The organism is Streptomyces sp. NPDC004610 (assembly GCF_040609715.1).
In the GTDB taxonomy this organism is placed as follows: domain Bacteria; phylum Actinomycetota; class Actinomycetes; order Streptomycetales; family Streptomycetaceae; genus Streptomyces.
The window spans coordinates 58,211-70,215 of the sequence record NZ_JBEXLA010000034.1 but is presented as its reverse complement, the minus strand read 5'-3'; the positions used below and the strand labels follow the sequence as shown (position 1 = coordinate 70,215).

Here is a 12,005-nt window from a genome sequence, read left to right as displayed (position 1 = left end):
GCCGTTCGTACGCCTTTCCGTGAGAGGTGCGGGCCGGGACTGCGAGGAGTCCGGGGACCGGGAGCGCGAGGGGTCCGGGGTCCGGGGACCGGGAGCGCAAGGGGGTCCGGGCCCCGCGCCCCGACCGGGCCCACGAGTGCCGCGCCCGCCGCAAGTGCCACCAGCGCCGCAAGTGCCATCAGCGCCACGACCCCGCCGCAGGGGCCTCCCAGGCTGCTTCCCCTGCCGCCGGAAGTCGCCTCGATTGACCAGCCTCGTCAATCGGGCGTCGCCTCTCGTTCCTCGGCGAACCCGCTGGTCGGGGGCATTGTCAGTGGTCGGGTGCACCATGGGGGGATGAGCGTGCGCATCGACATGACGGGGCTGCGGCCGGAGGGGGTCGCCGTCGTGCCCTCCCCCTTGGCCGAGCTGTGCATGGCGCTGCATGTGCTGGCCGAGCCGGGCCACCACCCGGGCCTGCGCGGCTGGGCCACGGGGGTGACGGCGGGGCTGGACCCGCATGTGGCCGACCGTATGTGCGAGGCGGACTTCCTGTGGCGGTCGACGTACTCCGATGTGTTCATGCCGTCCGCCGGGCTCCCGGGCGAGGTGCTGCCGGGCGCGACGCTCGCCGAGGAGCTGGACCTCCTGGACAAGCTGACGGACGAGCAGTTCGTGGACGCGGCGCTGGAGTTCACCTGCACCCTCCAGTACGACCTCCAGCCGCCGAACTACCTGGCGAGCCGCGAGGGACACGCGCGGGCGCTCGGGGTGGCCGCCTCGCGCGGGCAGCGCCAGCTGCGCTTCACCCAGCGGCTGCTGGACGACCCACCCAGTGTCCGGGGCTGGCTGCGGCGCTTCCTGGAGGACTGCGACGAGGCGTTCTTCGCCGGGATCTGGGGCAAGCTGCGCCCGCAGCTCGCGGCCGACGCCCGGCACAAGACGGAGCTGCTGCGGCGCAAGGGCCTCGCCGAGGCGCTGGCGGCGGTGTCCCCGGCGGTGCGGCTCGACGAGCGGACGGGCGAGGTCGTGGTGGACAAGCTGATCGAGGGCCGGATCGCCTCCAGCGGCCGGCTGCTGCTCGTCCCGACCAGCCTGGGCCGACCGCATCTGAATGTGCTGCACCGCGATGGCTGGCAGCCCCTGCTGCACTACCCGGTCAGCGCCCCGGAGCCGGTCCGCCCGCCCTCGGTGGAGGAGCTGGCCCTGCGGATGACGGCCCTGTCCCACCCCGTGCGGATGCGCATCTGCCGCCATCTGGCCCGCAGCGCGTACACGACGACGGAGCTGGCGCAGGCCCACGGCATGACCGCGCCGGAGATATCCCGGCACCTGGGCGTGCTGAAGAAGGCCGGGCTGGTGACGACCCGCCGCCGGGGCCGCTATGTGCTGCACCAGCTGGACGTGGCGGTGGTGGCCCGGCTGGGGAGCGACTTCCTGGAAGGGGTGCTCAGATGACGAGGACCCCGGTGCGGCTCCCGACGGAACGGGCACTGAGACCGGCGGGTGTGTCCGGCTGACGCACCCGCCCGTGCCCGACTGACCGCACGTCCCCTGACCGGCTGACACGCACGCCCGTGCCCAGCTGACGCACCAGCCCTTCCCAGCTGACACGCACGGACATGCCCGCTGACCCGCACGTCCCCTGCCCGGCTGACGCGCACGGACATGCCCGGCCGACACGCACGGTCGTACCCGGCCGACGCGCACCACTCCCGGTCCCTGAGGCCCCACCCGGTCCCGGAGACCCCACCCGATCCCTGAGACCCCTACCTGCCCCTGAAACCACGCCCGGTCCCCAAGGCCCCTACCTGCCCCTGGAGGCCCGCCCTGCCCTGAGGCCACCTCCAGGACGGCCCAAGCCCGCGGGCCGGCCTCAGTCCAGCCGGATGTGCTTCACCCCGACCCCCGCCTGACGCAGCCTGGTCCGCAGGGCGCCCTCCGTGTTGGGGCGCAGCTTCAGCCCCGCGAGGACGGCGATCCGGTCCGCGGTCTTGGGGACGGTCGTGTCGTCCGTCCACAGATGCTCGGCGAACTCCGGTTCGGCCAGGCGTTCCAGACAGTGGTCGACCTGCCGCGCTGCCCAGCTCTCCCGGCCCGGCACCGCCTTCTTCCCGGCGACCAACCGGATCACCTGCCCGAGCCCGCGTTCGCGCAGCCGCTTCAGCACGGTCTCGCGCCGGGCGAGCAGGGTGAAGTGCTGGACGTCGTGGCCGAGGTCGCGCAGCCGTCCGACGGTCTCGGTGAAGTAGCCGGAGTCGGTGATCGTCATGGGCGCGATCACCACGCCCTCGTGCTTGGCGAGGGTGAGGCCGAGCACCTCGACGACACCCTGGCGCCAGGCGGCGAGGTCCTGGAAGTCGCCGCGCAGCTCGGGCGGGAGCATACGGCGCAGACCGAAGCCGGGGAGTTCGGGATCGCAGATCACGCTGCCGGGCAGGCGGCGCCGTATCTCGTGTGCGGTCTGTGTCTTGCCGCCCCCGAAGGGGCCGTTGATCCACAGGAGCATGCGCAGACCCTACCGGCGCGCCGGGCGGCGGTCAGCCATGTCCCCGTCAGGCCGGGCCGCCCACTCCCCGCGGTGAGCCCGCCGATCACCGGATCCGCCCGGAGAACCGGACCCGCCCGGAGGAACCGGATCAGCCCGGAGAACCGGATCAAGCCCGGAGAACGGGATCAGCCCTGTCCCCCGGCCCGCACCAGCCCCGTCTCGTACGCCAGGACCACCACCTGCACCCGGTCCCGCAGCCCCAGCTTGGTGAGGATGCGCCCGACATGGGTCTTCACGGTCGCCTCGGACAGCACCAGCCGCGCGGCGATCTCCCCGTTGGAGAGCCCTTGCGCGACCAGCACCATCACCTCGCGCTCACGGCCGGTGAGCCGCCCCAGCTCCTTGTGCTCGGGCTGCTTGCCGGTGCTGGGCAGCATCGGCGCGAACCGGTCCAGGAGCCGGCGAGTGGTCGACGGGGCCACCACGGCGTCGCCGCTGTGCACGGAGCGGATCGCGGCCAGCAGCTCGCCCGGCGGCACGTCCTTGAGCATGAAGCCGGAGGCGCCCGCCTTGAGGCCGGAGAAGGCGTACTCGTCGAGGTCGAAGGTGGTCAGTATGAGCACCTTGGGCGGATTGGGGTCGGAGCAGATCCGGCGGGTCGTCTCGACACCGTCCAGCTTCGGCATCCGGACGTCCATGAGGACGACGTCCACGGCCGTGCCGCTCAGCACCTGGAGGGCCTCGACGCCGTCCCCCGCCTCCGCGACGACCTCCATGTCCGGCTGCGCGGCGAGCACCATCCGGAATCCGGTGCGCAGCAGCACCTGATCGTCGACGAGCATCACTCGGATCGTCATCGGGCTCTTCCGTTTCCTTCGGCCGGGTGGGGCGGCACTGCCATGGGGTTCGTCAAGCGGTCTTACGAATCAATCTCACACACAAGGGCCTCAGTGCGCCGCCTTGAGCGGGAGCAGGGCGCTGATGCGGAATCCTCCGCCGGGCCGGGGACCGGCGTCCAGGGTGCCGCCGACCATGCCGATGCGCTCGCGCATACCGATCAGGCCGTGCCCCTGTCCGTCGGCGCCGCCCTCCTCGTACAGCTCGTGCGGGGCGCCCTTGCCGTCGTCCTCGACGAGCAGGCCGAGGCCGTCGTCGAAGTAGACCAGGCGGACGCTCGCCCCCGCGTTGGGCCCGCCGTGCTTGCGCGTGTTGGTCAGCGCCTCCTGGACGATCCGGTAGGCGGTCAGCTCGACGCCGCTGGGCAGCGGGCGGGGCGTGCCCTCGACCTTGAAGTCGACGGGCAGTCCCGCCGTACGGCACTGCTCCACCAGGTCCTCGATCTGCTGGACGTCCGGCTGGGGCACGTACTCGCCGCTCTCCTGGTGCTCCCCGGTGCGCAGGACGCCGAGCAGGCGGCGCATCTCGGCGAGGGCCTGGCGGCCGGTGGAGGAGATGGTCTCCAGGGCCTTCTTGGCCTGGTCGGGCGCGGCGTCCAGGACATAGGCGGCGCCGTCGGCCTGGACCACCATCACGGACACGTTGTGCGCCACCACGTCGTGCAGCTCGCGCGCGATACGGGCGCGCTCGGCGGCGACGGCGACCTTGGCCTGGGCCTCGCGCTCCTTCTCCAGCCGCGCGGCGCGCTCCTCCAGCTGGGCGAAGTAGGCGCGGCGGGTGCGCAGCGAGTCGCCGAGCACCCAGGCCAGCGCGAACGGCACCGTCTGGAGCACGGCCACCGCCACATTGCCCGCCGGGCTGGCCTCGGCCATCGGCCAGCGGGCCTGCGCGATCGGCGCCGCGCACAGACCGCCGATCAGCGCGAACCGGGACGCCCAGCGCGCGCCGTTGGCCGCGACCGTGTAGACGATCACCAGCATGGCGAAGTCGGCGACCGAGGTCGACACGTCCAGCGCCAGCTGGGCCACACCGATGACGACGGCGAGGATCAGCATCTGCTCCGGCAGCCTTCGGCGCAGGGTGACCACGAGGCCGAGCAGCAGCGCGACGGGGATGATCAGCCAGGGTGCGTCGGTCCCCGTCTCGGGCTGGGTGGCCACCGAGCTCATCACGGAGATACCGACCAGTACGAGGGCCCAGAAGCCGTCGACCCATGTCGGGTGTCTGCGGATGAAGTCGTAGAGACGCTGCACGTAACCCAGCGTAGGGAAACGAGATGTGTGCCCGGGTCAACCGAAGGGTCGATCCGTACCGCGTCCGCATACTCCCCAAGGTGGAGGCCACACTCACCGGTGCGCATAGCCTGAGGACGTGACGGACGACACGCGGGGCGCCGATACGGCCGATTCCGTACCCCTCTCCGGCCCCTCTGGCCCTTCCGGCCCCTCTGGCCCTTCCGGCCCCTCCGGCTCTGGCGCCCCGGCCCCGGCCCCTTCCGCTTCCGCCTTGGCGGCTCCTTCCGCCCCGGCCCTCTCCTCCCCCGCCCCGGAAGCGCCGCCCCGCGTGCGCGGCTGGCGGGAGGCCGCCCAGGAGGCCCTGTACGGCCCGCACGGCTTCTACCGCCGCCCTGAGGGCCCCGGCCCCGCCGGGCACTTCCGTACGTCGGTGCACGCCTCGCCGCTGTTCGCGGGGGCGGTGGCACGGCTCCTGGGCCGCCTGGACGAGGCCCTGGGCCGTCCCGAGGTGCTGGACTTCGTCGACATGGGGGCGGGCCGGGGCGAGCTGGTCACCGGGGTGCTGGCCGCGCTGCCCCCGGAGGTGGCGGCCCGTACGCGCGCGTACGGCGTCGAGATCGCCGCCCGTCCCCAGGGCCTCGATCCCCGGATCGAATGGCGCCACGAGCCGCCGCGCGGGGTGACGGGGCTGCTGTTCGCCAACGAGTGGCTGGACAACGTGCCTGTGGACGTCGCCGAGGTCGACGGCTCGGGCGTGGCCCGGCTGGTCCTCGTCGACGAGGGCGGGACCGAGCGGCTCGGCGGTCCGGTGCGCGGGGTGGACGCGGCGTGGCTGGCGCGGTGGTGGCCGCTGCCGGCCGCCGAGGGGCGGCGCGCGGAGATCGGGCTGCCCCGGGACACGGCCTGGGCGGACGCCGTGGCGAGCCTCGCGCGCGGGGCAGCCGTAGCGGTGGACTACGCGCACACCGAGGCCACCCGCCCGCCCTACGGCACCCTCACCGGCTTCCGCGCGGGCCGCGGGACGGCGCCCGTACCGGACGGGTCGTGCGATGTCACGGCCCATGTGGCGCTGGACGCGTGCGCGGCCCACGCGCGTACCGCTACCGGGCACCAGGGGCGGGTGCTCAGCCAGCGGGCCGCCCTGCGCGCGCTGGGCGTCACCGGGGAGCGTCCCCCGCTCGCCCTGGCGACCACGGACCCCGCGGCCTACCTACGGGCCCTGGCGGGCGCCGGAGAGGCCGCGGAACTGACCGCCGAGGGCGGCCTCGGGGACTTCGGCTGGCTGGTGACGCCGGTGGGGGATGCCGGCGACCCGCTGGCGGAGGCCGGCTAGCACCCCGGTGACCTACTTGTCGATGTCCCCGACGACGAAGAACATCGACCCCAGGATGGCCACCATGTCCGCCACCAGGGTGCCCGGCAGCAGTTCGGTGAGGGCCTGGATGTTGTTGTACGACGCCGAGCGCAGCTTGAGCCGGTACGGGGTCTTCTCGCCCTTGCTGACGAGGTAGTAGCCGTTGATGCCGAGCGGGTTCTCGGTCCAGGCGTAGGTGTGCCCCTCGGGCGCCTTGAGGACCTTCGGCAGCCGCTGGTTGACGGGGCCGGGCGGGAGGTCGCCGAGCCGGTCCAGACAGGCGTCGGCGAGGTCGAGGGCGTTGTGCGTCTGGTCGAGCAGACACTCGAAGCGGGCGAGGCAGTCGCCCTCCGCGCGGGTCACGACCCGAAGGACGTCCTGGAGGTCGCCGTACGCGAGATACGGCTCGTCGCGGCGCAGATCAAGGTCGAGGCCCGAGGCCCGCGCGATGGGCCCGCTCACGCCGTACGCCTGCGCGGTCTCCGGGGCGAGGGTCCCGACCGCGCGGGTGCGGCCCCGGAAGATCTCGTTGCCCAGGACCAGATCGTCGAAGCGGTCCATGCGCGAGCGCACCCCGGCGACGGCCTCCCGCGCGCGGGAGGCCCATCCGGCGGGCATGTCCTCCTTGAGCCCGCCCACGCGGTTGAACATGTAGTGCATCCGGCCGCCGGAGACCTCCTCCATGACGTTCTGGAGGACCTCGCGTTCGCGGAACGCGTAGAAGACCGGGGTGATGCCGCCCAGCTCCAGGGGGTAGGAGCCGAGGAACATCAGATGGTTGAGGACCCGGTTCAGCTCGGCGAGCAGGGTGCGGGTCCACACCGCGCGGACGGGCACCTCCATCCCGAGCATGCGTTCGACGGCGAGGACCACGCCCAGCTCGTTGGAGAACGCGGAGAGCCAGTCGTGGCGGTTGGCCAGCATGATGATCTGGCGGTAGTCGCGCGCCTCGAAGAGCTTCTCGGCGCCGCGGTGCATATAGCCGACCACCGGCTCCGCGCGCTGGATGCGCTCCCCGTCGAGGACCAGCTTCAGCCGGAGCACTCCGTGCGTGGACGGATGCTGCGGTCCGATGTTGAGCACCATGTCGGTGCTCTCCGCGGCGCCGCCGATCCCGACCATGGTCTCCGTCGTAGGAGTCATGGCGACAGTCTGGCCTACGTAGGCTGGCGGTATGGAGACGGGGAGCCCGCCGAGCGCGGGAACGGCGCGGGCCGAGCCGGTGTGGACCGGGCTGCCGCCCGGACTGCTGCGGATGCGGCGGCTGCTGCTGGTGATCTGGCTGGGCCTGCTGACGCTGGCGGCCGGGCTGCTGCCAGGGCTGCTGGCGGGCCCCGCGTGGGCGGCCTTCGCCCTGCTTCCGCTGGCGCTGATGGTCTGGGGCTGGGTGATGCTGGAGCGCAACTGGCGGTCCTGGCGCTACACGGAGCGCTCCGACGACCTGCTGATCAGCCGGGGCGTGCTGTGGCGTGAGACGACGGTGGTGCCGTACGGGCGGATGCAGCTCGTGGAGGTCACCTCCGGGCCCGTGGAGCGGCATTTCGGGCTGGCGAGCGTGCAGCTGCACACGGCCGCCGCGGCGTCCGACGCCCGGATCCCCGGCCTGGACCCGGCCGAGGCCGAGCGGCTGCGCGACCGCCTCACCGAACTGGGCCAGGCCCGATCGGCGGGGTTGTGACGACGCCGGGGGCGGACGGCGGCGGCCACGCGGGGCCCGGCGGGGAGACGACGATGGGGGCGACGGCGGCTCCGGGGGTGGTCGGGGCTCCGGAGGCGACCAGGGTTCCTGAGGTATTTGAGGCTCCGGGGGCGTTCGAGGATCCCGGGGTGCTTGAGGCTTCGGAGGCGTTCGAGGCTCCAGGGGCATTGGGGGCTCCGGGGGCGTTGGGGGCTGCTCCAGATGCCTTCGAGGTTCCGGGGGCGGTACCCGCGCGCGGGACGGGCACGCCGGATGCGACGGGCCGGGAGACCGGCACGACGGATGTCACCGGCCAAGGGGCCCGTACGGCGGACGGGACGGACCAGAGGACCGGCACGGCGACGGACAGGACGGACCCGCACGCCGGAGAAACGCCGGACGGAACGGACCGCAGGACCAGGACGACGGCGACGGACTCGACAACCCGCAGAACCAAGACCGCGGCGGACGAGACCGGCCGCAAGACCATGACCGCGCCGCACACAACCGACCCCGAGACCAAGACCGCGCCGCACACAACCGACCCCGAGACCAAGACCGCGCCGCACACCAGCAACCCCGAGACCAAGACCGCGCCGGACACCAGCAACCCCGAGACCATGACCGCGCCGGACACAACCGACCGCGACACCAAGCCCAAGGCCACGACCAAGACCAAGGCAACCCCCCACCCCGAGCGCCGCCTGCACCCCATCACCCCCCTCCGTCGCGCCTGGGCGCCGATCGCCGTGGTCATCGGCTGGGCGCTGCACGACCCGGACCAGGCGCAGCGCCAGCTGACCCGGCTGACGACGACCACCCTGGTGATCGCCCTCGCGGTGGTGATCCCGGCCGCCGCCCTGTACGGCTTCCTCACCTGGTGGTTCACCCACTTCGCGGTGACGGACTCGGAACTGCGCATCCGTACCGGCCTGTTGTTCCGCCGTACCGCGCACATCCGGCTGGAACGCATCCAGGCGATCGACATCACCCAGCCGCTCCTCGCGCGCGTGGCGGGTGTCTCCAAGCTGCGGCTCGATGTCATAGGGGCCGACAAGAAGGACGAACTCGCCTTCCTCGGCGAGGGAGAGGCCCGCGCGCTACGGGCCGAACTGCTCGCCCGCGCGGCCGGTTTCGCGCCGGAGACCGCGCACGAGGTCGGCGAGGCACCGGCGCGGCAACTGCTGCGGGTGCCCGCGCGGGACCTGGCGATCTCCCTGCTCCTGACCGGCGCGACCTGGGCCACGCTGGTCGCCGCCGCCGTCGTACCGCCGGTGCTGTGGTTCTTCACCCACAGCCTGTGGACGGTGATCGCGACCGGTCTGCCGCTGATCGGCGCGGCGGGCGCGAGCAGCGTGGGACGGTTCGTGAGCGAGTACGACTGGACGCTCGCCGAGTCGCCGGACGGGCTGCGCATCGACCACGGGCTGCTGGACCGGGCGCACGAGACGGTGCCGCCGGGGCGGGTGCAGACGGTGCGGATCGTCGAGCCGTGGCTGTGGCGGCGGCGCGGCTGGGTCAAGGTGGAACTGGCCGTGGCCGGTTCGGACAACTCGCTGCTGCTGCCGGTGGCGCCGCGCGAGGTCGCGGAGTCGGTCATCGCGCGGGTGCTGCCGGGGGTGACGGTCCCCGCGCCGGACGCGCTCAGCCGTCCGCCGCGCCGGGCGCGCTGGTGCGTGCCGGTGTGGTGGCGCGGCCACGGGCTGGCGATCACCGACACGGTCTTCGCCACCCGCCAGGGCCTGGTGAGCCGCCGGCTCGCCCTCGTCCCCCACGCGAAGGTCCAGAGCGTACGCGTCACGCAAGGCCCCTGGGGGCGCCTGTGGGGCGTCGCGGACGTCCATGTGGACACGGGGGCCAACCAGGTCGAGACAACGCGTCTGAGGGACGCCGAGGAGGCCGCGCTGCTGCTGCACGCCCAGGCGGAACGCTCCCGCACCGGCCGCCGCGACGCCCGCCCCGACCGCTGGATGGCCTGAGTCCCACCCGCGCTCCGCCACCCGGAACGCCGAGAGCCCGGCGTGCGCACGGCACACCGGGCTCTCCGTCGCGGACGGGGGGGGTCAGGACACCGCGCTGCGCAGCCCCTGGACGTCGATCTGCTCGGTCTCGTCGTGCGCGGTCAGGTCGACGACGGGACCGTCCTCGCCGTCCGCGCGCTCCCGGGCCCGCTCCGGCCCGTCCTCGGCCTGCGCCCGCAGCCGCTGCGCGTCCAGCGCCTCCTGGCCGACGACATCGGCCAGATCCTCGTCCTGCACGGCGCTCTCCGCGCCTTCCACACCCTCCGGCTGCTGCGTGCCGAAGAAGTCGAACCCGCCCTCCACGGACGGCCGCCGGGCCGGAGCGGGCGGTACGACGGCCACGGCGGTGGGGACGGTGAAGTGCCCGGCGGGCTGGTGCACCGGAAGGGGTCCGACGGGCCGGGTCTCGGCGGCCCCGGCGGCGTCGCTCTGGGTATGGGTCGTGGGCGTGGCTACCGCGTGCTCGCGCGCGTCGGCCGCCTCGGGCTTCCCCTGCGCCTCGCCCTCCTGAGCCGCCCCGGCCCCGCCGTCGGCGACCGGTGCGGGCGAGGATCCGGCGCGGTCCCCGCCCCGCGCGGGTACGGCGGCGGCCCGCGCGGGCTCCGGGGTGGTCACGGCGGGCAGGTCCGCGCCGTCCGCAACGGCCACGGAGCTGTCCGTACCGGCGCCCTGGGGCCCGGCCCCGGACTCCGGAGCCTCGTCGGCCGCGTCCTCGGGCTCACCGGGACCCCTGCCGTTCGGGTCGGGGTCGGGGTCGGTGGAATCGGGGTCGGGGTCATGGTCGGAGGCGGCGGCCTTCTCCGGGGCGGTGTCGGCCTGCTCGCGGCTGGTGCCGGCCTGCTCCGCAGTGCCCTCCTGGACGACCGCTTCACCGTCGTTCGCCGCAGCCGCAGCAGCCGCCACGGACTCCTCGGCCGCCGCAGCCGCGACGGACTGCTCGGTGGCCACAGACGCCAGGGATTGCTCGGTGGCCACGGACGCCTCGGACTCCTCCTGCCCGCCCCCGGCGCCCTTCTCCGACCCCTCAGGCCCCTCCGACCCCTCAGGCGCCTCCAGCGCCTCCTGGGAGCCCATCCCCTGCTCGCGCTTCTCCAGCCGTACGAGGGCCTCACGCGCGCGGAGGAACAGTTGCGAGCCCTCGGGCGAGAAGAGCGCCGGCGTGTCGGACACGGCGGCGGTGGACTCGCCGCCGTTCCCGGCGTCCTCGGAGCCCCCGCTACCTCCGCTGCCTCCGCTGCCCCCAGAGCCCTCGGCGGACTCCGCCGACTCCCCCGGCGGCAGCGCGTTCGCCGGTTCCCCGGCCTCTATCTCCAGCAGGCGGCGGCCCTCCAGGGCGGTCGCACGCTCGGTCTCCGCGGTGGCGTACCGCCGCAGCAGGGCAGCGTGTTCATTGCGCAGGCCCGCGAGTTCGGCCCGCTTGGCGCGCAGCCGCTGCTCCAGCTTGCCGCGCAGCTCGCGCGACTCGTCGAGGTCGGCCTCCAGTTCGGCGACGCGTTCCTCATGACGCCACTCCTCGCTCACCCGCACGCGCGCGAGGTCGGCCACCTGCTTGCCCGCCTGGGTGTCCCAGCGGCGCATGACGATCGCCCCCGCGACAGCGGTCAAGGCGGCGGCCCCGGCCAGCGCGCGGAGCACCGCGGTCTCGGAGAACACCCAGGGGCCCACCGCGCAGACCACGGCGACGCCTGCGATTGCGGACGGGGGCAGCAGCCGGTGCAGGGGCGGTGAATGGCGGTGACGTCCACGTGGCATGGCCAGAAACTTACCGCGCGTAGGGGAATCGTGGTGCGCCGGGCCGTAAAAACACAGCCACCCCGAACCGTTCACTCGGTTTCGATTCGGTATCGGCGCGCGGAGCCGTACCGGAGTTCCCCGCGATCTCCGCATGATCAACTTCCGGGCGATGCCGCAATAGCCGTCAAGGGGAATACGAATCCTCTTGATCCGAAGGCCATTTGACCCCGCCGCCGATCCCGTACCGCCTCCCTTACCGACCCCACTCGCCCCTGTAACCGGCTCGCCCCCACCCCTGCAACCAGCCCCACTCCACCCCCGTAACCGGCCCATCTCCCCTCCTCCCGCCGCCCACTGCCCCTCCCCCTCACCCCTCGCCCGCCGACCGCGACACGCCGGGCACGCACGGCGAACGCCCCCCTGGGTAGGGCCCCCTGGAAGCCGCCCATTGCCCCACGCGGCGCCGGAGTTCCCCACCATGGCGCTGCCCGCCCCCCGCCGAGAAGAGCACGCGGAAGAGCGCCACGAAGAGCACGACGAACAGCGCAGCGAACGGCACTGCGATGGGCGCAACGAAGGCCATGGCGAAGCCGCCCGGCGAAGGCCGAGGCGAAGT

9 protein-coding genes are annotated in these 12,005 nt (G+C 73.5%); 4 read left to right on the top strand and 5 right to left on the bottom strand.

The annotated features are described in order from the left end of the window. Nucleotides 1-336 precede the first annotated feature (336 nt). On the top strand, nucleotides 337-1,437 hold the full coding sequence (locus ABZX40_RS31300) for a DUF5937 family protein (protein WP_355745121.1): 1,101 nt from the start codon (nucleotides 337-339) through the stop codon (nucleotides 1,435-1,437). Nucleotides 1,438-1,855: 418 nt separating this feature from the next. Here the strand turns inward: ABZX40_RS31300 and ABZX40_RS31295 are convergent, their stop codons facing one another. From ABZX40_RS31295 to ABZX40_RS31285, 3 genes are all read right to left on the bottom strand, one after another. After that, a complete protein-coding gene (locus ABZX40_RS31295) occupies nucleotides 1,856-2,488 on the bottom strand; it encodes an AAA family ATPase (RefSeq protein ID WP_355745124.1) in 633 nt (210 codons plus the stop codon). Between the two features lie 167 nt (nucleotides 2,489-2,655). Continuing rightward, a complete protein-coding gene (locus ABZX40_RS31290) occupies nucleotides 2,656-3,327 on the bottom strand; it encodes a response regulator transcription factor (RefSeq protein ID WP_355745127.1) in 672 nt (223 codons plus the stop codon). Nucleotides 3,328-3,417: 90 nt separating this feature from the next. Next, nucleotides 3,418-4,620, bottom strand: a complete 1,203-nt coding sequence (locus ABZX40_RS31285; RefSeq protein ID WP_355745129.1) for a sensor histidine kinase — start codon at nucleotides 4,618-4,620, stop codon at nucleotides 3,418-3,420. Between the two features lie 253 nt (nucleotides 4,621-4,873). Here ABZX40_RS31285 and ABZX40_RS31280 point away from each other — a divergent pair, with 253 nt between their 5' ends. Beyond that, nucleotides 4,874-5,935 carry an SAM-dependent methyltransferase gene (locus ABZX40_RS31280; protein WP_355745132.1) on the top strand — a complete coding sequence of 354 codons (1,062 nt, stop codon included), beginning with the start codon at nucleotides 4,874-4,876 and terminating at the stop codon, nucleotides 5,933-5,935. 12 nt (nucleotides 5,936-5,947) lie between these two features. Here the strand turns inward: ABZX40_RS31280 and ABZX40_RS31275 are convergent, their stop codons facing one another. Next, nucleotides 5,948-7,099: an NADH-quinone oxidoreductase subunit D gene (locus ABZX40_RS31275; RefSeq protein ID WP_355745135.1), complete on the bottom strand. Its 1,152-nt coding sequence runs from the start codon at nucleotides 7,097-7,099 to the stop codon at nucleotides 5,948-5,950. A gap of 31 nt (nucleotides 7,100-7,130) precedes the next feature. Between ABZX40_RS31275 and ABZX40_RS31270 the strand changes: the two genes are divergently transcribed. Beyond that, nucleotides 7,131-7,634 carry a PH domain-containing protein gene (locus ABZX40_RS31270; protein ID WP_355745138.1) on the top strand — a complete coding sequence of 168 codons (504 nt, stop codon included), beginning with the start codon at nucleotides 7,131-7,133 and terminating at the stop codon, nucleotides 7,632-7,634. A gap of 620 nt (nucleotides 7,635-8,254) precedes the next feature. Then, the gene (locus ABZX40_RS31265; RefSeq protein WP_355745297.1) at nucleotides 8,255-9,613 is read left to right on the top strand and encodes a PH domain-containing protein; all 1,359 of its coding nucleotides are present in this window, start codon (nucleotides 8,255-8,257) and stop codon (nucleotides 9,611-9,613) included. An 84-nt stretch (nucleotides 9,614-9,697) separates the two neighbouring features. On the opposite strand, the gene ABZX40_RS31260 is transcribed toward ABZX40_RS31265, so the two are convergent. Next, nucleotides 9,698-11,407 (bottom strand): hypothetical protein, encoded by a 1,710-nt coding sequence (locus ABZX40_RS31260; protein ID WP_355745141.1) that lies wholly within the window; start codon nucleotides 11,405-11,407, stop codon nucleotides 9,698-9,700. Nucleotides 11,408-12,005: the final 598 nt, after the last annotated feature.